The sequence below is a fragment of the Bradyrhizobium sp. 14AA genome, from assembly GCF_054185205.1.
This window is the reverse complement of the sequence record NZ_JAVAYM010000021.1, coordinates 1-21,417: the sequence shown is the minus strand read 5'-3', so window position 1 is coordinate 21,417 and position 21,417 is coordinate 1. Positions and strand designations below refer to the sequence as shown.

Sequence of the window (21,417 nt, the reverse complement as noted above, 5' to 3'; positions counted from 1 at the left end):
AAAAGAGAACCAGCGGCTGGCTCATTTGTTCATGATATGTTCTAATATAAAGCTAACAGCGCGCGGAGAGTCAATCGAATTGGCGCGCCTTTAGATTCATGAGCGGAATCAAAGGGATTCGAATGCCATGTACCTCATCACCCTGGACGGCGAGACCGATTTCGATGGCTGGCGTAAAGCCGCACGCGCGTTCGCGCTGCATCACGTCGCCCCGGCGGACGTGGCGTGGCACGTGCAAGGCAAAACGAAAGACCATGTGCCCGGCCTGTCGGAAGCGCCGAGCCTTCCGCCGATCGAGACCGAGAGCACGTTCACCGTACCGGCCAATTTCATCGAGCTTGCACGCATCGCGATCCTGCATCGCGACGGTGAGCGCTTTGCCCTGCTCTATCGCCTGCTCTGGCGGTTGAAGACCGATCATGACCTGCTCGCAACGATGAGCGATCCCGACGTGGCGCAGGCAACCACGATGACAGGCGCGGTGCAGCGTGATGCGCAGCGGATGCGCGATCTCGTCCGCTTCCGCGAGATCGGGCGCGAGCAGAAGGCACATTACGCTGCCTGGTTCGAGCCGGAGCATCACATCGTCGCATTTGCCGCGCCGTTCTTCGCGCGTCGTTTTGCCGACATGCCCTGGTCCATCCTCACGCCTGACGTTTGTGCCCATTGGGACGGCCACGCGATCTCCTTCACGCCTGGGATCAGCCGGACGGAGCGGCCGGCTCCCGGCCGCCTGGAGGAAACCTGGCGGCGCCATTTTCAGCCCGACCGGTTGACGACGACTGACGCGCCGACGAAACGCCGGAGGAACCTCCAGGACGCATCGATACTTGGACCTCTGCTCGCCGACGCCGAACGCTGGACCGGCGGACGGATCTCCCGACGTCCGGAACCCATCATGAGACACACAGCAGCTGCCGACGATCTCGAAGCGCTCCGCGAGGAGGCCGCGCATTGCCGCGCCTGCCCGCTCTACAAGGACGCGACCCAGACCGTGTTCGGCGAAGGGCCGAAGGACGCCAATATCATGCTGGTCGGCGAGCAGCCCGGCGACAAGGAAGACCTCGCTGGCCATCCCTTCGTCGGTCCGGCCGGCCAGATGCTCGACCGCGCGCTGGAGGAAGCCGGCGTCGACCGCAAGAAGGTCTATGTCACGAATGCGGTGAAGCACTTCAAATTCGTGCCGCGGGGAAAAATCCGCCTGCACCAGAAGCCGGCGACGCCGGAGATCCGGGCATGCCGGCAATGGTATGAGCGGGAAGTCTCAGTCATCCAGCCCGATCTCATCGTGGCGATGGGTGCCACCGCGGCGCAAAGCGTGTTCGGCAAGATCACCCCTGTGGGCAAGACCCGCGGCCGGCTCATAGACCTGCCCGACGGGCGCAAGGCTCTGGTGACGGTACACCCCTCCTACCTGCTGCGGCTGCCCGATCCGCAAGCCAAGGTGCTGGAATATCAGCGCTTTGTCGAAGATTTGAAGATCGCCGCCACCTTGCAGAGGAAAGCCGCGCGCGCCGCCTAAATACTGGCGGGAAAACGGCTCGCAAGCGCTGGTTGTCATGCAGCCTTCAAATCCATCGCAGACAATACCCTTACTTGAAAGTTAAGGGGCGTCCAGACATGACCGATGTAGCATTTGACCGCGCGGTAGCCGATCCCGCGCCGATCCAGCCGGCCTCACGGCCAAATCTCGACAAGGGCTTCAATCCGCTGACGATGATCCTGTTCTTCGGCATCCTCGCCGCAGGCCTGCTGTTCGTCGCCTACAGCATCTATGTCGACGTCAACGCGACCGGCACGCGGGTCACGACCTTCCTGCCCTACATCCTGCTGTTCGTCGCGCTGCTGATCGCGCTCGGCTTCGAATTCGTCAACGGCTTCCACGACACCGCCAACGCGGTGGCGACCGTGATCTACACCCATTCGCTGCCGGCCGAAGTCGCGGTGATGTGGTCCGGCTTCTTCAACTTCCTCGGCGTGCTCATGTCCTCCGGCGCGGTCGCCTTCGGCATCGTCTCGCTGCTGCCGGTCGAACTGATCCTCCAGGTCGGCTCCAGCGCCGGCTTTGCGATGGTGTTCGCACTTCTGATCGCCGCGATCCTGTGGAATCTCGGCACCTGGTTCTTCGGCCTGCCCGCCTCCTCCTCGCACACGCTGATCGGTTCGATCATCGGCGTCGGCATCGCCAACGCCGTCATGCGCGGCCGCGACGGCACGTCGGGCGTGGACTGGAGCAAGGCGACCGAGATCGGTTATGCGCTGCTGTTGTCGCCGCTCGTCGGCTTCATCTGCGCCGCCGTGTTGCTGCTGCTGCTCAAGTTCATCGTGCGCAACCCGGCACTCTATGCTGCGCCCGAGGGCAACAAGGCGCCGCCGCTCTGGATCCGCGGCCTGCTGATCGCAACCTGCACCGGCGTCAGCTTTGCCCACGGCTCCAACGACGGCCAGAAGGGCATGGGCCTGATCATGCTGATCCTGATCGGCACCGTGCCGACGGCCTACGCGCTCAACCGCGCGCTGCCGGAGAGCCAGGTCGCCCAGTTCCAGAAGGTCTCGGAGGCCGCCTCCAAGGTGATCGCGGCCAAGGGCGCCGGTCACTCGATCATCGGCGATCCCCGTCCCGCGGTGACGCAGTACATCACCTCGCACCACATCAGCGAAGGCACCTACCCCTCGCTGTCGGTGCTGGTGAAGGATGTCGGCGACCAGGTCGTGAAGTACGGCTCGCTCAACAAGGTGCCGGCGGAAGTGGTCGGCAACACCCGTAACGACATGTACCTGACCTCGGAAGCGATCCGCTTCCTGATGAAGGACAAGGAAAACGACCTCAGCAAGGAAGAGGTCGCGACCTTGAACGCCTACAAGGGCGGGCTCGACAGCGCCACGAAGTTCATCCCGACCTGGGTGAAGGTCGCGGTCGCCATCGCGCTCGGCTTGGGCACCATGATCGGCTGGAAGCGCATCGTCGTCACCGTCGGCGAGAAGATCGGCAAGACCCATCTCACCTATGCGCAGGGCGCCTCCGCCGAGCTCGTCGCCGCAGCCACGATCGGCGCCGCCGACGTGTTCGGCCTGCCGGTCTCGACCACCCACGTGTTGTCGTCCGGCGTCGCCGGGACCATGGCCGCCAACGGCTCGGGCCTGCAATGGTCCACCATCCGCAATCTGCTGATGGCCTGGGTGCTGACGCTGCCTTGCGCGATCGCGTTGTCGGCCACTCTCTACGTGATCTTCTCGCGCATCTTCTGAGTATCACGCTCCGCAAAGACAAAGGGCCCGTGCGATGCACGGGCCCTTTTCATTTGTGCTTGGAGCTCGGCGTTACGACGCCGCGAGCGATTCCTCGACCAGCTTGACCCAGTAGGATGTGCCGAAGACGATCGCCTCGTCGTTGAAATTGTAGGCGGGGTGATGCAGGCCGGCGCTGTCGCCGTTGCCGCAGAAGATGAAGGCGCCGGGGCGCGCTTCCAGCATGTAGGCGAAATCCTCGCCGCCCATCAGCGGCGGCATCTCGTGCACATTGGCCTCGCCCGCGACCTGCCTGGCAATGCGCCGCGCCACCTCGGTCTCCGCAGCATGGTTGTTCACGACCGGATAGTTGCGCTTGTAGTGCAGGTCGATCTTGGCGCCGGTGATCTGCGCCACGCCCGCCACCACTTCGTGCACGCGCTTCTCGACGAGCTTGCGCACCTCCGGGGACAGCGTGCGGATGGTGCCCCTCAGCGTCGCGGTCTGCGGAATGACGTTGCGGGCGTTGCCTGCGTGGAATTCGCAGATCGAGATCACGGCCGATTCCAGCGGATCGACGCTGCGCGCCACGATCGACTGCAGCGCCGTGATCACCTGCGCGCCGACCAGCACGGAGTCCACGCATTTATGCGGACGCGCCGCATGGCCGCCGAGCCCCTCGATCATGATGTCGACTTCGTCGGTCGCCGCCATGATCGGACCCGGCCGGATCGCGAACGAGCCGACCGGAATGCCCGGGCCGTTGTGCATGCCGTAGACCTGCTCGATGCCGAAGCGCTCCATGAGGCCGTCCTTGACCATGGCCGCGCCGCCGGCGCCGCCTTCCTCGGCCGGCTGGAAGATCACCACGGCATCGCCGGCGAAGTTGCGGGTCTCGGCGAGATAGCGGGCTGCACCGAGCAGCATCGCGGTGTGGCCGTCATGGCCGCAGGCGTGCATCTTGCCCGGAGTCTTCGAGGCGTAAGGCAGGTTGGTCTGCTCCTCGACCGGCAGTGCGTCCATGTCGGCGCGCATGCCGATCACCTTGAGCCCCTCGCCGGCCGGCTTGCTGCCCTTGATCACGCCGACCACGCCGGTCTGGCCGAGGCCGGTCACGACCTCATCGCAGCCGAACTCACGCAAGCGGTCCGCGACGAATGCTGCGGTGCGGTGGACGTCGTACAGCAACTCGGGATGTTCGTGGATGTCCCGGCGCCAGGCCTGAATATCGGGTTGGAGGTCGGCGACGCGGTTCATGATGGGCATGGAGGGTCTCAAGCTTTGTTGAAAATACAGGACTGTCTACCATGCAAGCGCCAGTCCACCCAACTGCCTGGGATCGGGGCCTAGCCCTGACCAACAGGCATGGCCGGGCTTGTCCCGATCGGCCGCGTCTGCCTATTAGGACGGAACGTTAAGTGACCATCCGGGTGGAAGCAGAATGCCAAGACGGCTCGAAGGTGAGTTTGACTACATCGTCGTCGGGGCCGGCACGGCCGGCTGCATCGTCGCCAACCGGCTCTCGGCCGAGCCCAAGAACCGCGTCCTCATCCTCGAAGCCGGCGGCGACGACAACTGGATCTGGTTCCACATTCCGGTCGGCTATCTCTTCGCGATCGGCAATCCGCGCTCGGACTGGATGTTCAAGACCGAGGCCGAGCCAGGCCTGAACGGCCGCGCGCTCGCCTATCCCCGCGGCAAGGTGATCGGCGGCTCTTCGGCGATCAACGCCATGATCTCGATGCGCGGACAGGCCGCCGACTACGACCATTGGCGCCAGCTCGGCATGACCGGCTGGGGCTATGACGATGTGCTGCCCTTGTTCAAGAAACTCGAAGACCACTTCCTTGGGCCCAGCGAGCATCACGGCGCCGGCGGCGGTTGGCGCATCGAGGCGCCGCGGCTGTCATGGGACGTTCTCGATGCCGTCGGCGATGCCGCAGAAGAAATGGGCATCAAGCGCATCCCGGATTTCAACACCGGCGACAACGAAGGCACCAGCTATTTCCACGTCAACCAGAAGCGCGGCCGGCGCTGGTCGTCGGCACGCGGCTTCCTCAAGCCGGCGCTGAACCGGGCGAACCTGCGGCTCGAGAAGCACGTGCTGGTCGACCGTCTCATCATCGAGCAGGGCCGTGCCGTCGGCGTGCGCTTCATCCAGAACGGCGAAGTCATCGAGGCGCGTGCGAAACGCGAGGTGATCCTCTCGGCAGGCTCCATCGGCTCGGTGCAGGTGCTCCATCGCTCCGGCATTGGTCCTGCCGACTGGCTGTCGCCGCTCGGCATCGACATCGTCATGGACAAGCCCGGTGTCGGTCGAAATCTGCAGGACCATCTGCAGCAGCGCGCGATCTACAAGGTCGAGGGCGTCCGCACGCTGAACGAGACCTACTACAACCTGCTCCGCCGCGGCCTGATGGGGCTCGACTACGCCTTCCGCCGCCGCGGCCCCCTCACCATGGCGCCGTCGCAGCTCGGCATCTTCACGCGCTCCGATGCGACGCGCGCGCGCGCCAATATCCAGTTCCATGTGCAGCCGCTGTCGCTCGACAAGTTCGGCGATCCCCTGCACCGCTTCCCTGCGATCACGGTGAGCGCCTGCAATCTGCAGCCGACCTCACGCGGGACGGTGCGGCTGCGTTCGGCGACGCCCGACGAAAAGCCGATCATCGCGCCGAATTATCTGTCGACCGACGACGACCGCCAGGTCGGCGCCGACGCCATCCGCACCACACGGCGCCTGATGCAGCAGAAGGCGCTGGCGAAATATCGCCCGAGCGAATATCTGCCCGGCCCCTCCGTCGGCGACGACGATGCCTCGCTCGCCAAAGCCGCCGGCGATATCGGCACCACCATCTTCCATCCCGTCGGCACCGCGAAGATGGGCGCGGTGAGCGACCCGATGGCGGTGGTGGACGAACGCCTGCGCTTCTACGGCCTCAGCGGCCTCCGCATCGTCGACGCCTCGATCATGCCGACGATCACCTCGGGCAACACCAACACGCCGACGGCGATGATCGCCGAGAAAGGCGCGACGATGATTTTGGAGGATGCCAAGTAAATGCCCGCCGTAGCCCGGATGGAGCGAAGCGCAATCCGGGCCACAATCCTGTCATCTCACGAAAACGTCATCCCATCCGGGAATAAGTCCCCCGCTCCCCCAATCACCTCCTCCGAAGCCCAATACCGGGCGCAAGGAGAGGCGCGATGAGCGGACACGATCACGGGGAAGACGGCGTCAGCCGCCGCAAGGTGCTGGAATGCATGACCTGGGCCGGGACCGGGGTGCTCTGGACCATCACGGGCGGTGTGCCGCGCTCGCTCGGCATCATTGATTCCGCGCAGGCCGCAACCGCGGCCGCGCCCGGCATGAGCTTCCTCCAGATCAGCGACAGCCATGTCGGCTTCGACAAGCCGGCCAATCCCAACGCGCTCGGCACGCTTGAAGAGGCCGTCAACAAGATCAACGCGATGCCGACCAAACCGTCCTTCATGATCCACACCGGCGACATTACCCACCTGTCGAAGGCCGCCGAGTTCGACAATGCCGAGCGCATCATCTCGCAGACCAAGCTCGACGTGCACTACGTCCCAGGCGAACATGACTTCCTCGACGAGGAGGTGAAGTTCTATCGCGAGCGCTACGGCCGCGGCACCAAGGGCCAGGGCTGGTATTCGTTCGACGCCGGCGGCGTGCACTTCATCGGCCTCGTCAACGTCGTCGACCTCAAGGCCGGCGGCCTTGGCAATCTCGGCGCCGAGCAGCTCGCCTGGCTCTCGGACGATCTGCGCGGCAAGTCGAAATCGACGCCGATCGTGCTGTTCGCCCACATCCCGCTCTGGACCGTCTATCCGGAATGGGGCTGGGGCACCGAGGACGGCGGCCGTGCGTTGGAGCAGGTGAAGGGCTTCGGCTCGGTCACCGTGCTGAACGGCCACATCCACCAGGTGATGCAGAAGGTCGAGGGCAACGTCACCTTCCACACCGCGCGCTCGACCGCCTTCCCACAGCCGGCGCCGGGGGCAGCCCCCTCGCCCGGACCGATGAAGGTGGAGGACGCCAGGCTGCGCTCCATGCTCGGCGTTGCCAGCATCAACTTCAAGCAGAACGAGCAGCGGCTCGCGATCATCGACACGCCGCTCCAGGGCTAAGGTGGAAGCTGACATGAAGACCCTCAATCGCCGCGACTTCGGTGTCGACCTCGGTCTTGCCATGGCCGCGGCCATCCTGTTGCCCGCAACACGTGCGCGTGCCGACGACATGGAAATACATATCGACAATTTCGTGTTCCAGCCGGCCGAGCTCAAGATCAAGACCGGCACCACCGTGACCTGGACCAACCGGGACGACATTCCCCACACCATCGTGTCGGCCGGAAAATTCAGGTCCAAGACCCTGGACACCGACGATAAGTTCTCGTTCACCTTCACCAATGCGGGCGACTACAAGTATTTTTGTTCGCTACATCCGCACATGACGGGGATGATCAAGGTTGAGTAACATCGCCAACCGAGGCATCAACGTCTTGCCCGGCCGGTGGTCCCACGCCGGCCGGGCTCGTGTGCCCGCGGTCACGCACCCGGGCGAAACGAACAGGGACGGAACGAAGCCACAGGCAGAACAAGAGGCAAAGCGAGGAGCGATGCCCGCCACCGACGATGTGCAAAAGTCGCAACGCTTCCGTGAGGCGGCGCTGCCCTATCTCGACGACGTCTACACGCTCGCGCGCTACCTCTTGCGCGATGCCTCCGACGCCGAGGATGCGGTGCAGGAGTGCTATCTGCGCGCGCTGAAGCATTTCGACAGCTATCGCGGCCCGGCGATGAAGCCCTGGCTGTTCGCGATCCTGCGCAACGTCTGCAACGCCGAATATGCGCGGCGCGCGCACCGGCCCAGCGCAATCGAGGACACGCCCGGCGCCGCCGAACAGACGCCGATATGGCAGGAGAGCGAGGCAAGTCCCGAGACCGAAGTGCTGCGCAGTCGCGATGCCGGCGTCATCCGCAAGCTGATCGACGCGCTCGCCGAGCCGTTCAAGGAAACATTCGTGCTGCGGGAGATCAACAACCTGTCCTATCGTGAAATCGCCGAGGCCGTCGGCGCCCCCGTCGGCACCGTGATGTCCCGCCTCGCCCGCGCCCGCGCCATGCTGCGCGCGGCCTGGACGGCGGAAGAGGAGCAAGCGAAATGACCTGCGACGAAGCAAAAATCCTGCTTCATGCGCTGCTCGACAACGAGCTCGATGCCGGCCATGCGCGCGAGGTCGAAGCGCATATCGCGAGCTGCCCGGACTGCGCAGCCGAGTTCGCTGCACAGCGCGAGATGCAGCGCGTGCTCGCGGATACCGATTTGCGCTACACCGCGCCGGCAAGCCTGCGCGCCCGCATCGAGGCCTCACTGCCGCAACCGCAGCGCCAGCAGCCGACGCGCCGCTCCGTGCTGCGCGGCTTTGCGATGGGCTCGGCCGTCTCCGCGCTTGCGGCAACAGGCGTCGTCGCCGTGGTGCTGCGCCAGGACGACCAGCAGCGCATCCTGTCGGAGGTCGTCTCCGCGCACCTGCGCTCGCTCCAGGCCGGCCACCTCACTGACGTCGTCTCCACCGACCAGCACACGGTGAAACCCTGGTTCAACGGCAAGCTCGACGTCGCCCCGCCCGTGATCGATCTCACCACGCAAGGTTTTACGCTGGTCGGCGGCCGGCTCGACTATATCGACGCCCGCGCCATCGGCGCGGTCGTCTACAAGCGCCGGCAACACGTGATCAATTTGTTCGTGTCGCAAACCTCGAGCACCGAGCACCGGCCGCCGAAGACCCAGACCATGCAGGGTTTCAACTGCCGCCGCTGGGGCGAGCGCGGCCTGAACTTCTGGGCCGTCAGCGATATCGGCGCCGACGAACTCGCCGAGTTCGTCGACAAGTTCGAGGCGGCGATGAAGGCGAATGTGGAGGGGTAAGGCGCATCCTCCGTCATTGCGAACGCTAATGAGTGAAGCAATCCAGAGCGTCGCCTCGGAAGGATTCTGGATTGCTCGCCCTTCCCTCGCGACCGCGACGGTGACGCTGCCCGAACTTTCCGACGATCAATCCAGTCAGAACATCCCGTTGTCATGCAACGCGGCGTCGGGCACGGGCTGCCGCACCTCCCAATGCTCGACCAACTTGCCGTCCTCGAGCCGGAAAATGTCGACGATAGCAAGGCCGGGGTCCGTAGACGTGCGCCTGGCGTGAACATGCGCCACGACGAGATCGCCGTCGGCGACGATGCGCTTCATCTCGGCCGTCAGCTCCGGAAATTGCCTGCGAAGCTCGGACAAATGTTTACGGATGCCCTCGACGCCGTCTCCGATCGTAGGGTTGTGCTGGACATAGCGCGCTCCGAAATGGATTGCGGCGCCATCGAAATCCCCCTGATTAATCGCCGTTTCCAGGAAGTCACGCACGATGACCTTGTTTGCCGAAATGATCTCGCTCATCGTCTTGTCTCCAATGTGATCGCTGTCATGTGTTCTGGACTGACGAGAAGGTCGCCGTCGATGTGCGAGACTTGCAAAGTCATATCCGATCGTCTCAAACAGCGGCGATCAGGACGCAGGAGCGGACGGGATGGATGCAATAGCTGATGTGCTGGCGTCGTATCGCATCGGTGGCGCGTTTCTCGGAATAGCGGTGTTGCGCCGTCCCTGGGGTATCGGCGTCGATCCGCAGCGGAACTCCGCGCTTCACGTCGTTCTCAAGGGCCGTTGCTGGCTGAGGCTGGCAAGCGGCGACGAACCCATTCGTCTCTCGCCCGGCGACGTGGTCCTGGTCGCGAGCGGCATAGGTCACGCGCTGAGCGACCCGTCGGATGCCGCGATCGTTGCCATTCGCGAGGCGCTGTCCGTCGCCCCGAGCCATGAGACGGAATGGGCGCCCGATGCAACGATGCTACTGTGTGCAAAGTATCAGCTCGATGAGACCGGGCCTCATCCCATGGTGTCGCTGATGCCGCCCCTGATCCATCTCACCGCTCGGCAGGTCGATGCCAACGAGCCGTTGCGTTTGGTGCTGCAACTGCTGCGCGTCGAGGCGAAGGGCCGCCGCAACGGCGCCGAAATCATAGCATCGCGCCTGCTCGACAGCGCATTGGTTCTGCTGTTACGCGTGTGGATGGACAACCAGCCTGCGGGCTCGGCCAATTGGTTCGGCGCATCGAGCGATCCCGCCATCGCGCGCGCCTTGCGGCTGATCCATGAGCAACCGCAAGACGACTGGACGGTCGCGACGCTCGCGGATCACGCGCTGCTCTCCCGCGCCACCTTTGCGCGCCGGTTCACGCAACTCATCGGAGAGCCGCCGCTCGCCTATGTCACGCGCTGGCGTATGAGCCTGGCGGCGAAGGCGCTGCGTGAAACCGGCCGCTCCATCGACGAGATCGCGCGGGCCGTCGGCTACGAGTCCGGACCGGCGTTTTCGAAGGCGTTCAGCCGCGTGTTTGGACGATCGCCGGGACGCTATCGAGGCGGTGGCTCGTGACGAGTGATCGGCCCCTTCCGGGACAACACGACTGAGGCGGTCTTCAAGACCATGCACCGCGCTTCGGCTTGGCAGGTCGCTCGGCACGACGGCCGAGCTTTGGCTCAATCTTCAGAACCATTACGACATCCAGATCGCCAAACGCGATCTTGCAAGGCGCTCGATCGTATCGAGCCTGTGAACAAGCCTGAAGCGGCCTGAGCGATCGGCTTACGCCGACCGCCGCACCGCGTTGTCCACCAGCGTCTTGCCGAGCGACCAGATCGCGCCGGGGACCTTGTGGCTGCCGGCGATGACGTCGTCGAACGCCTTCTCGATCCAGGTGCAGTCTTCTTCCGTGATCGTGAGCGGCGGCAGCAGCTTGATGGTGTGGCTGCCGTGGCCGGCGACTTGCGTCAGGATCTTGTGGTCCTTGAACAGCGGCACGGTGATGAGCTGGCAGAACAGGCCCTTGTTGGCGGCTTCCAGCACGTTCCAGGAGGCCCGCAACCGCAGCGACTTCGGCGGACCGAACTCGATGCCGATCATCAGGCCCTTGCCGCGCACTTCCTTCAGCAGCTCGTAGCCGGGCACCATGCGCGTCAGCGCGAGGCGCAACTCGGCGCCGCGCTTGGCGGCGGACTCGATCAGCTTCTCGGACTCCATGACGTCGAGCGTGGCGATCCCGGCGGCCATCGCGAGGTCGTTCTTGGAGAAGGTGGAGCCGTGCACGACCGCACGGTCCATCTGGTTGAAGATCTTGTCGAAGATGCTCTTGCGCGTCAGCACCGCACCAACAGGCACGTGGCCGCCCGACAGCGACTTCGACAGCAGCACCATGTCGGGCTCGACGTTCCAGTGCTCGACCGCGAGGAAGCGGCCAGTGCGGCCCATTCCGGTCTGGATCTCGTCGGCGACGAACAGCGTGCCGTATTTCTTGCAGAGCGCGGCGGCGCCGGGCAGGAACTCGTCCGTGGGCATGTTGACGCCCTTGCCCTGGATCGGCTCCACGACGAAGGCGGCGACCTCGCGCGAGGCAAGCGCCTTTTCCAGCGCAGCCAAGTCGTTGAACGGGACCGGGGTGCAGCCCGGCAACAGCGGCTCGAAACCGGTGCGGAAGTTCGAATCACCGGTCAGCGACAGCGCGCCATAGGTCAGGCCGTGATAGCCGTGGGCGCAATAAACGATGCCGGGACGGCCGGTGGCGCCACGGGCGAATTTGATCGCCGCTTCGACGCATTCGGCGCCGGAATTGGCGAAAAACGCCTTGTCGAGATACGGGACGTATTTCAGGAGCCGCTCGGCCAGCACGCCGGCGAGCACCGAGACGTCGAACTGGACGAGGTTGGGCAGGTCGGCGTCGAGCACGCTCTTGAGCGCCTCGCGCATGACCGGATGATTGCGCCCGATCGCAAACACGCCAAAACCGGACAGGAGGTCGAGATAGCGGGCGCCCTCGCGGTCGTAGAGGTACTGCCCCTGCCCCTTCTGGAAGCCGACATCGTAGCCGATGGTCTTGAGGACCCGGACAAACTGCTCGTTCAGATACCGATTATGCAGGGCGCTGCGCTGGGCCTGCCGGTCCGCGAACAGCTGAGACATGTCTGGATTTGGACTGTGCATCCGCTACATACTTCGCTTGAGGGCCGTCTCGTCAACTGAAAACGGACCGTTACTGGAAACGGTCTGTGCGGCCTTTTGCCCTTTTTCGGACCATCTTCGCAAGCACAGCTTTAGACCATGTTGCACTGCCAAGGAACACTCATGCGTTTGACCCTTTACACCGTATTATTCCTGGCTGGCGGTTACGCCGGCCTGACCCCTGCGCTCGCCGCTGATCCCACCGGCGATTGGCGGGTCGCCGACGGCGTCGCCAATATTCGCGTCGCCCAATGCAATGGCAGCATGTGGGGCGCGGTTTCTTGGGAGAAGCAGCCCGGCGGCCGCGACGAGAACAATCCGGATGTCTCGAAACAGAACAGGCCGACGCTGGGCATGGCCACCCTGATCGACATGAAGAAGAAGTCCGGCGTCGATCAGTGGGAAGGACAGGTCTACAACGCCAAGGACGGCCAGCTCTACAGCGCGACCATCACGCCGGCCGGTACCGACCAGCTCGAAATCAAGGGCTGCGTGATGGGCTTCCTCTGCGGTGGCGAGACCTGGACCCGGGTCGGCCCGCCGATCCCCTTGAGTCCCGCCAACGCCATGGCCAAGGGCGCACCGAAGCCTGCCGGCCCGGCGCCGAAAGCTGCGGGAACTACGGGCGTCACCGCTCCTGCTCCGACGACAGGCGCGCCGAAGAGCGTTGCGGCCGCCGCCAAGCCGGGTCAGAAGAGCGCCGCCGATCCGGTCGGCGACATCTGCCTACTCCCTGAGATTGCGGGGTTTGCCCATTAGGGCCGGCTGAAACAGCAGCACTGCGGCAAGCGTCGTCACCAGCGACAGTGCGAGCAGCTTGCCCATGCTGGACGTTCCGGGATGGCTCGACAGCCACAGGCTGCCGAACGCCGTCGCCGTCGTCAACGCGCTGAAAAAGATCGCGCGCGTCAGGCTGGTCTGGAGCAGGTTTGTTCTGCCCGAGCGCCACGCCACGACATAATAGATCTTGAAGGCGACGCCGACGCCGAGCAGCAGCGGAAACGCGACGATATTGGCGAAGTTGAGCGGCAGGCCGATCAACACGCAAATCTCGAGCGTCACCGCGCCGGCAACCAGGAGCGGCACCAGCGTCATCAGCACGTCGACGAACCGACGCAGCGTGATCCACAGCAACAGGCCGATCACCAGCAGCGCGTAGACGCCGGCGTGGATGAACGCCTTCACCACGGTGTCGCCGGATTTCAGGATCGAGACCGGCCCGCCGATCGCGGTCGGCTCGGCAGTGAGCACCGCCGCCGCAAATTTGCGCAGCGTGTCGTTGTCGTTGGGATCGCCCTTGGGCAGCGCCTCGACGCGGATGATGCCGTCCTTGCTCTTCCAGGCGCTGACGAGGTCGGGCGGCAGCGAGCTCAGGGTGACGGGCCCGGCCTGCATCGCGTTCCTGAGCTGGTCGAACACGATCTTCATCGGCGTGACGAACACGTCCTGCGCCTTGTTGCGCGTGGCTTCGTCGCCATTGGCGAGCTTCTCGAGGGCGTCTGCAAGGCGGCGCGAGGCGACCGCGCCCGGGCCTTTCGCGTCGCCTGCGGTCCGGCGCAGATTATCGGCCGAGGATTTCAGCGAATCGACGTTCTCCTTGTCCGACGGGGCCGCGTCGATCTGGTCCGGATTGAGCGCGGGATTGAGCACCTTGGCCCCCTGCGCGATCAGCTTCAGCTTCGGCTGCTGGTCCTGGGGCACGAAGCTGTTGAGCGACATCACCCGCAGCACCTCCGGCACCTTCTCGAGCTTCGCTTCGACCTGCCTCGCCTGCTCTTCCGACGTGGTCATCACGTTGATGGCATTGGCGCCGGTGTTGGGGTCCTTGCGCAAATCGAGGAAGGTCGCGATCGATTCGGCGTGCGGATTGCGCAGGTTCATCGGGTTGAAGTCGAACTTCATGAAATAGAGCAGCGGCAGGCCGGCGAGCGCCAGCAGCAGCGTGCCACCGACGACCAGCACGCGGTGCTTTTCCAGGAAGTGATCGAGCGGCGCCAGGAAGGCGTAGCCGACCGGCTCCTGCTCGCCGGGCGGGTTGAGCAGCTTGAGCATGGCCGGCAGAACGGTGATCGAAGAGAGGAACGCCACCAGCATGCCGACGCCGGCGATCTGGCCGAGCTCCGCGATGCCTTTGTAATCGGTCGGCATGAAGCAGAGGAAGCCGGCCGCGGTCGCCATCGCCGCCAGCGACAGCGGCACCGCCGAGCGCTTCGCCGCCAGCACCAGCGCCCCCGAGAGGTCGTTGTGCTTGTAGCGCTCCGAACGGTAGCGAACGCTGTACTGGATGCCGAAATCGACGCCGAGGCCGACGAACAGCACGGCGAACGCGATCGACAGCAAATTGAACGATCCGACCATCATCAGGCCGGCCGCGGTCGTCAGCGCAAGACCGACGAAGAGGTTGATGAACACCGCGAAGATGATCTTCGCCGAATGCAGCGCCAGCCACAGGATGAGCAGCACGACGAGGACGGTGCCGACGCCGTTGACGACCGCGCCTTCCTGGACGGTGGCGTATTCCTCGTTGGCGATCGGGACCGGGCCGGTCAGCCGCACCCGCGCCTGGAATTTGGTTGCAAAATCCAGATCCACCGCGGCCTTGCGGATCGCGTCGGTGGCGCCCTTGCCGGGCTCCAGCGCGTTGTAGTCGAGGATCGGCTTGAACTCGATGAAGGCGCGCTTGTCGGAATCCGACAGCGGCTCGTCGCTGACGAGCTCGCGCCATGAGAAGCTCGCACTGCCCTTGTTGAGCACGGTCTCGACGGTCTGCGCGATCTGGTTGAAGGGCCGCGCGGTATTGTCGAGCTTGACCTGGCCGCGCTTGACGCCGGCAAGGCCCGTCTCCAGTGCGCCGGTCAGGCCGCGGATCGAGGGATCGCCCGCCATGATCTCGATCAGGGGTGCTGCGGCTTCGAACTGGCCGGTGATCTTGCCGACCTCCTCGGTGGGCAGGAACAGCAGGCCGTTCTTCTCGAAGAACTCGCCGGTGCCGAGCTGCTGCACCGACTGGAAGTTGACCTTGTCATCCTTCAGCTTTGCATAGAGCGCGTCCGCCGCCGCGCTCGCCATCTCCGGCGTTTTGGCCTCGACGACCGCCGTAATGGTCGCATCGCGGTCGAAGGCGCGGTCGAATTGCTGGTCGCGCTGACGCCAGTCCAGATTCTGGGCAATCAGCGAATTGATGTCGGTGTTGATGGCGAAGTGCTGGGACGCGTAATAGCCCGCGCCCACCGCAAGCAGGAGCCCGAGAACGACGACGAGGGAGGCAAACCGGGTGCAGGCCCTGACGATGGCAACGACTACGCTTTGCAGCACTTCTTTTCTTTCTGCGGTTAACAGCTTGCCGGAAACGCCCGCTGTTTATCGGAGTTCCCAGACGAAACCTATTGCTGTTTTGAGTGGTTCTCGCCGCAAGAAGGTTCGAGGTAAACGGCGGGAGACCGTGGCAAAATCATGCGGGGCGGTCGGTATAGCCGGGGAGTTGAGGCGGGAAAGTGGCGGACGGCCGGGTGCAGATTGCCACCAACCCGCTTCCGTCCCCCACTCTACCATGGTACCGGAAAATTGACCGAGCGCGGGAACCAAAGTTCATTCCACCTTTCCTTGCCGCCGATTTTTTGACACAAAGTATTGCGCCTCCATGCGCCGGAGCCCCGCCGGGGGTGGGCGGCTACCGCGTGCGCGAGGCCAATGGTGCGGATATTGCAACTCATTGGTCAGTGCCGGAGTGCCGCCGGGGACCTAACGAAGCGGATTGATGCAACTTGCGTGATGGACGTCCCATGGAAGTTTATCTGGCGCAGCCGCGCGGCTTCTGCGCGGGCGTGGTGCGTGCGATCGAGATCGTGGAACGGGCGCTGGAGAAGTACGGCCCGCCCGTCTACGTGCGCCATGAGATCGTGCACAACAAATACGTCGTCGAGAGCCTGAAGAACAAAGGGGCAATCTTCGTCGAGGAGCTGTCCGAGGTGCCGGCGAAGGCTGTGACCGTCTTCAGCGCCCATGGCGTCGCCCGCAGCGTCGAGGAAGAGGCCGCCGCGCGCGACCTTCCGGTGCTCAATGCCACCTGCCCGCTGGTCACGAAAGTTCACAATCAGGGGAAGCGCTACATCACCAGGGGCCGCACTTTGGTCCTGATCGGCCATGCCGGCCACCCCGAGGTCGAGGGCACGATGGGCCAGGTTCCCGCCCCCGTGCTGCTGGTCCAGAGCGTCGAAGAGGTTAACGCCCTCGAATTGCCTGCGGATACGCCAATGGCCTATATCACCCAGACCACCCTCTCGGTCGACGACACCAGGGACATCATTTCGGCCCTCCAGGCCCGCTTTACAGATATTCAAGGCCCGGATATCCGGGATATCTGCTATGCGACACAGAACCGCCAATCTGCGGTAAGGGACTTGAGCAAGCTGGTCGACGTGATCTTGGTGGTGGGCGCTGCCAACAGCTCGAACTCGAACCGGCTCCGCGAAATCGGCACTGAGGCCGGCGTCGCGAGTTATCTGATTGCCGACGGCAGCGAGCTCGATCCGGCGTGGTTGAAGGATGCCGGGACCGTCGGCGTCACGGCCGGCGCCTCGGCGCCCGAGGTACTCGTGGATGACGTGATCGAAGCGATGCGGCGGATCGGACCGGTCAAGGTCCAGGTGCTGCCGGGCCGCGAGGAAAACATTGAATTCCGGCTTCCGGCCGAACTGGCCGCGAGCTGACCCACCCGAATTGAAAAGCCCAGAAAGAAACTTGTAATGGCAATCCCCTTCTTCAAGGAAATGCGTATCGGCGGCTATTTGCTCAAGCAGAAAATGCTTGGCCGCAAGCGCTATCCGCTCGTGCTGATGCTGGAGCCGCTGTTCCGCTGCAACCTCGCCTGCGTCGGCTGCGGCAAGATCGATTATCCCGATGCGATCCTCAACCGCCGCATGACGGCGCAGGAGTGCTGGGACGCGGCCGACGAGTGCGGCGCGCCGATGGTCGCCATTCCCGGCGGCGAGCCGCTGATCCACAAGGAGATCGGCGAGATCGTGCGCGGCCTCGTGGCGCGCAAGAAGTTCGTCTCGCTCTGCACCAACGCGCTGCTGCTCGAGAAGAAGCTCGATCTGTTCGAGCCCTCGCCCTATTTGTTCTTCTCCGTGCATCTCGACGGCCTGAAGGACCACCACGACAAGGCGGTGTCGCAGAAGGGCGTGTTCGACCGCGCGGTGTCCGCGATCAAGGCGGCCAAGGCGCGCGGCTTCACCGTCAACGTCAACGCCACCATCTTCGACGGCCATCCGGCCGAGGAGATCGCGAAGTTCCTCGACCTCACCGTCGAGCTCGGCGTCGGCGTCTCGATGTCGCCGGGCTACGCCTATGAGCGCGCGCCGGACCAGGAGCACTTCCTCAACCGCACCAAGACCAAGAAGCTGTTCCGCGACGTCTTCGCGATGGGCAAGGGCAAGAAGTGGAACTTCATGCATTCCGGCCTGTTCCTCGACTTCCTCGCCGGCAACCAGGAATACGAGTGCACGCCCTGGGGCATGCCCGCGCGCAACATTTTTGGTTGGCAGAAACCCTGCTACCTGCTCGGTGAAGGCTACGCAAAAACCTTCAAGGAGCTGATGGACACCACCGACTGGGAAACCTACGGCACCGGCAAGTACGAGAAGTGCGCCGACTGTATGGCCCATTGCGGCTACGAGCCGACCGCGGCGACCGCAGCGCTCAACAACCCGATCAAGGCGATGTGGGTGTCGCTGCGCGGCATCAAGACCTCGGGCCCGATGGTGCCGGAGATCGACATGTCCAAGCAGCGCCCGGCGCAGTACATCTTCTCGGCGGAAGTGCAGAAGCGCCTGTCGGAGATTCGCAAGGACGAGGCCGAGGCTGCCGAGGCGAAGGCTGCGCAGAAGGCTTCGACGGCCGCGTAAAGCGCGGACGACGAACATCAAAACACAAAAGGCCCGGTCGCCATCGCGACCGGGCCTTTTCTTTTGTTCAGCGCAAGCGCAGGACAAGCAGCACGATGCGCCGCCCAACGCGCCTCCTTTGCCGGGCCGGGGAGCCCTCCCGCAAAAAAGTGAAAAACAACCCCATGCACAGTAGAACCACGACTACCGGCCGGCACCGGACGCGCTCCGCCAAGCCATTGCCGCGTCGAGCAAATCAGAAGCAAACCGGCGAGGACCGCGGCATCTGCGGCGCGGGGTCGTTTTCGCAAGCTGACACGACGTCAGTCGGGCGCGATTCAGGGTCGACGTGAATTTCGCATTTCACGAATTCCATTTGACGCGTCGGGCAAAACAGTGGCACTATGCCGTGCTGGCCGTTTCGAGGATTGCGACCAACTCCTCGCGCGGTGCACCGGCTCCCGCTTTCCCGACATTCGATGGACGAGCGATCCTCATTCCGGCGCCGTAATTTCTGGCCTGCACAAAAACCAAGTCTTGCAATTGAGTCGTGCCGATGAAGCTAATCGCGCTCCTGCCCAAGCCAGGACAATCAGAACCAGGAGATTCAACAATGCTACAGGCGGCTGTACTGAGGTGCTCGCGCCAGCAAAGCATCCCGCAGGATGCTGTTGAACTGTTCGCGAAACCCATCACCACCGCAGATCAAATCTAGCAGCTATCCAGCCGATTGGGCGGGCGGTCCGTCAGATGATAACCGCGATTGCGGAGAGCGGTGACCGGCAAGAGATGGGTTTCGCAACGGCTCAATCCATCCTACGAGCTTCCGCTCCACCCACCTTACGAGCCATCATTTGGTGACGCTCCGCCATAGCACACGCCGCCAATTGAGTGCAGCGTCACCGCAATTGACCAATCGTGCGGCTGGCTTGGGTCTACTTTCTTACTACCGTGGACCAATCCGGAATCGCGACCCACGCCTTTCGAGACAGGACTTCAACATACCTATAATCGAGGACAGCGGTCACTTCAAAATCATCTTCATCTTGAAACAGAAGGACCTTGTCTCCCGCGCGCAGCTTCAGATCGTCAATTCTCCTTTCGAGATCAATGTTCTCACACTTCAAATTCCAGCAAAGACCGCCCTCTGCCTGCGCGTTAAAATCTGTAAAAACTTTGAGCATGAGGGTTCTTTCACAGCTCGAACTATGGCGATCGTCCTAGGATTGATGAAGCTATTCGCGAAACCGCAGCTATCGAACGCGACGTCAATTTGAGTGCCTTGTCGGCATTATCTGCTCAATCTCGCAATGGTCACCGCAACTCTGTCGACTATCTAGCGAGAGAGGCGTCTCTTGACGATCTCGCCACTATCCTTGGAAACAAAATAGTGCACGGCTCGACCGTGAACATTTCCACCTCCGCGTACTATCACTTTTTGTCCAGTAGCCGGATCGAATACGTCAACATGCTCGGGCCCGAACATTACTTCGAAGAATTCTGCAGTCTCGCGCACTTCAATGATGAAGCGCGCCAAATTTGACTCTGTTTCTTCAGCCCTGAAGCGCGTTAGCGCCGTCGCGGCTGCCGCCAGTTGCGGGCCGGTGAATATCGGTCCTGCCATTGCACACGCGCCTTCAGCTAACTAGAAACTCAAGACCAGTTCATTTTGCGGCAACGTAACATATCCGAAGCATCTTGCCCCGCGGGATGGGTTGAGCTCTTCGCGAAACCCATCACCGCCACAACTCAAGTCGATGGGCGTCGCTCCCGCTCCACCCACCCTGCGAGCTGCTGACCGTGTCGCTCAGAATTCACCAGTATCAGGATTGCAAATCTTCCAATTAAATTCTTTGCCGTCCCATTGCTCACCACCATTCACGGCGATTTCCAACTGATCCAATCTATGTTCTTTGATGTACAACCAAAAGGAAGCCCCATGAGGCAAGCCGTCCATGTTGAATTGCCCAAAAGAGCCGACATCAAGTTGTCCATCTGGCACGCCGATTTCATTCGAACTGAATAGACGCGTATATCGACCAGATCCCGTGTTTACTCTGCTCAATACGCTGATTTCTGAAGAGCCAGGAAAATTATAATTCTTGTACCGCTCATAATACATTCTCAGTATTGAAGCCTCGAGTGAAGTCATTTGGGTTGTTTCTGTTGGTTTTTCTTTCATGGCAAACGTATCACGCCGCTAAAACTGCCGATTGCAACGCTGCCGTTTATTACTCTTCCGCCAGGGCCGTAGGATGGGTTGAGCTCTTCGCGAAACCCATCACCACGACAATTCAAATCGATGGGTTTCGCATCCGCTCTAACCATCCGAGCTATACGCAATTTACGGAGGTTGCGTACTTTGTAAGCAATCTCACTTTCAGATCGTTCCGCAGGTGAGAAGCGACCTCCAGCCAACGTCTTCGATTCATTGCGCCGCCGAGGCTCTTCGGAAACGTTTTCGGCGCAGCGGCCAGGATGGTGATGTCGCCCTCCAACACAGTCATGAGAAAGGTGCTGGGCGAGTCGTAAATACACACGTCGCCCCCGACCATTTCTGCGAGAAAATTCAAGACGCTCTCGGGTCAGGATTTATAGCGACAATCTTACTCGACGCGCCGATACTGAAATAAGCATAGATTTCTTGCTTGGTACCTTGAACTCCTACTAGAGCGGAAAGCTGCTTAAGCGTCAGCCTATCTTCAAGAGAGCTTATGCTCCAACCGCGATTGATTGCATGGCTGGGTTCGATCAACAGGTCAGAGCTGATGTCTGACGGAACGTTGGCGGAGCTTTGGCCAGTCATGCTCGGGACCATATCGAAACTTGATTGAACGAGTTGGCCGTCCATCGGAACTTGTTCATCTGACAGACCGCAATACGTCTCCTGCGGCGCGGCGAGGCTTTGATCCCCAAATAGCCGTTACGTGACATCTTAGTGCACCGCCCCGTCGACGCAACCCTAACGGGCTCGTCTACCAGTAACGCAAACACTCGTCGCCGATCTGCAGAGTGTGAGTGGGCCGGGCACATTGCCTCCGCATCGTCATATGTGGACGGCCCCTATTGGCAAGCGCTTTTTGAAGTATCGAACGAGTTGGTCTGCTTCGGTCATATGTCCGGCCTGTTGGTGCGGGGTTTATGACCGCTGGCCCTGATGAAATCCGATT

The 21,417-nt window shown here is 62.7% G+C and carries 18 protein-coding genes; 11 read left to right on the top strand and 7 right to left on the bottom strand.

Features of this window, described 5'->3' with window-relative positions; translation table 11 throughout:
• Nucleotides 1-127 precede the first annotated feature (127 nt).
• Both RAD15_RS30735 and RAD15_RS30730 read left to right on the top strand, forming a co-directional pair.
• Nucleotides 128-1,522 carry a UdgX family uracil-DNA binding protein gene (locus tag RAD15_RS30735; protein WP_458182057.1) on the top strand — a complete coding sequence of 465 codons (1,395 nt, stop codon included), beginning with the start codon at nt 128-130 and terminating at the stop codon, nt 1,520-1,522.
• Between the two features lie 98 nt (nt 1,523-1,620).
• A complete protein-coding gene (locus tag RAD15_RS30730; protein ID WP_458182055.1) occupies nt 1,621-3,249 on the top strand; it encodes an inorganic phosphate transporter in 1,629 nt (542 codons plus the stop codon).
• A gap of 72 nt (nt 3,250-3,321) precedes the next feature.
• Here the strand turns inward: RAD15_RS30730 and RAD15_RS30725 are convergent, their stop codons facing one another.
• Entirely contained in the window at nt 3,322-4,494 is a 1,173-nt protein-coding gene (locus RAD15_RS30725) for a M20 aminoacylase family protein (RefSeq protein ID WP_458182053.1), read from the bottom strand.
• Nucleotides 4,495-4,669: 175 nt separating this feature from the next.
• Between RAD15_RS30725 and RAD15_RS30720 the strand changes: the two genes are divergently transcribed.
• The 5 genes from RAD15_RS30720 (at nt 4,670) to RAD15_RS30700 (ending at nt 9,184) form a co-directional block, all read left to right on the top strand.
• Nucleotides 4,670-6,289, top strand: coding sequence for a GMC family oxidoreductase (locus tag RAD15_RS30720; RefSeq protein WP_458182052.1), 1,620 nt, complete (start codon nt 4,670-4,672; stop codon nt 6,287-6,289).
• Nucleotides 6,290-6,435: 146 nt separating this feature from the next.
• Nucleotides 6,436-7,380, top strand: a complete 945-nt coding sequence (locus RAD15_RS30715; protein ID WP_458182051.1) for a metallophosphoesterase family protein — start codon at nt 6,436-6,438, stop codon at nt 7,378-7,380.
• Nucleotides 7,381-7,393: 13 nt separating this feature from the next.
• On the top strand, nt 7,394-7,729 hold the full coding sequence (locus tag RAD15_RS30710) for a cupredoxin domain-containing protein (RefSeq protein WP_458182050.1): 336 nt from the start codon (nt 7,394-7,396) through the stop codon (nt 7,727-7,729).
• 142 nt (nt 7,730-7,871) lie between these two features.
• Nucleotides 7,872-8,420, top strand: coding sequence for a sigma-70 family RNA polymerase sigma factor (locus RAD15_RS30705; RefSeq protein WP_458182049.1), 549 nt, complete (start codon nt 7,872-7,874; stop codon nt 8,418-8,420).
• Nucleotides 8,417-9,184, top strand: a complete 768-nt coding sequence (locus tag RAD15_RS30700) for an anti-sigma factor family protein (RefSeq protein ID WP_458182047.1) — start codon at nt 8,417-8,419, stop codon at nt 9,182-9,184. The genes RAD15_RS30705 and RAD15_RS30700 overlap by 4 nt, the downstream gene beginning before the upstream one ends.
• A 135-nt stretch (nt 9,185-9,319) precedes the next feature.
• Here RAD15_RS30700 and RAD15_RS30695 read toward each other — a convergent pair whose 3' ends face one another.
• Nucleotides 9,320-9,703 (bottom strand): nuclear transport factor 2 family protein, encoded by a 384-nt coding sequence (locus RAD15_RS30695; protein ID WP_458182046.1) that lies wholly within the window; start codon nt 9,701-9,703, stop codon nt 9,320-9,322.
• 130 nt (nt 9,704-9,833) lie between these two features.
• Between RAD15_RS30695 and RAD15_RS30690 the strand changes: the two genes are divergently transcribed.
• Complete coding sequence (locus RAD15_RS30690; RefSeq protein WP_458182045.1) at nt 9,834-10,742, top strand: cupin domain-containing protein; 909 nt, start codon at nt 9,834-9,836, stop codon at nt 10,740-10,742.
• Between the two features lie 210 nt (nt 10,743-10,952).
• On the opposite strand, the gene hpnO is transcribed toward RAD15_RS30690, so the two are convergent.
• Nucleotides 10,953-12,344 (bottom strand): aminobacteriohopanetriol synthase HpnO, encoded by a 1,392-nt coding sequence (gene hpnO / locus RAD15_RS30685; protein WP_458182043.1) that lies wholly within the window; start codon nt 12,342-12,344, stop codon nt 10,953-10,955.
• Between the two features lie 141 nt (nt 12,345-12,485).
• Here hpnO and RAD15_RS30680 point away from each other — a divergent pair, with 141 nt between their 5' ends.
• Entirely contained in the window at nt 12,486-13,121 is a 636-nt protein-coding gene (locus tag RAD15_RS30680) for a DUF2147 domain-containing protein (protein ID WP_458182042.1), read from the top strand.
• On the opposite strand, the gene hpnN is transcribed toward RAD15_RS30680, so the two are convergent.
• Nucleotides 13,089-15,677, bottom strand: coding sequence for a hopanoid transporter HpnN (gene hpnN / locus RAD15_RS30675; RefSeq protein ID WP_458182041.1), 2,589 nt, complete (start codon nt 15,675-15,677; stop codon nt 13,089-13,091). The genes RAD15_RS30680 and hpnN overlap by 33 nt on opposite strands.
• Nucleotides 15,678-16,144: 467 nt before the next feature.
• On the opposite strand from hpnN, the gene ispH reads away from it, so the two are divergent.
• Nucleotides 16,145-17,071: a 4-hydroxy-3-methylbut-2-enyl diphosphate reductase gene (ispH, locus tag RAD15_RS30670; protein WP_458182039.1), complete on the top strand. Its 927-nt coding sequence runs from the start codon at nt 16,145-16,147 to the stop codon at nt 17,069-17,071.
• A gap of 36 nt (nt 17,072-17,107) precedes the next feature.
• On the top strand, nt 17,108-18,268 hold the full coding sequence (gene hpnH / locus RAD15_RS30665) for an adenosyl-hopene transferase HpnH (RefSeq protein ID WP_458182037.1): 1,161 nt from the start codon (nt 17,108-17,110) through the stop codon (nt 18,266-18,268).
• Nucleotides 18,269-19,182: 914 nt separating this feature from the next.
• Here the strand turns inward: hpnH and RAD15_RS30660 are convergent.
• From RAD15_RS30660 to RAD15_RS30650, 3 genes are all read right to left on the bottom strand, one after another.
• A complete protein-coding gene (locus tag RAD15_RS30660) occupies nt 19,183-19,431 on the bottom strand; it encodes a hypothetical protein (RefSeq protein WP_458182036.1) in 249 nt (82 codons plus the stop codon).
• A 152-nt stretch (nt 19,432-19,583) separates the two neighbouring features.
• Nucleotides 19,584-19,871, bottom strand: a complete 288-nt coding sequence (locus tag RAD15_RS30655) for a hypothetical protein (RefSeq protein WP_458182034.1) — start codon at nt 19,869-19,871, stop codon at nt 19,584-19,586.
• A 183-nt stretch (nt 19,872-20,054) separates the two neighbouring features.
• The gene (locus tag RAD15_RS30650) at nt 20,055-20,429 is read right to left on the bottom strand and encodes a hypothetical protein (RefSeq protein ID WP_458182032.1); all 375 of its coding nucleotides are present in this window, start codon (nt 20,427-20,429) and stop codon (nt 20,055-20,057) included.
• Nucleotides 20,430-21,417: the final 988 nt, after the last annotated feature.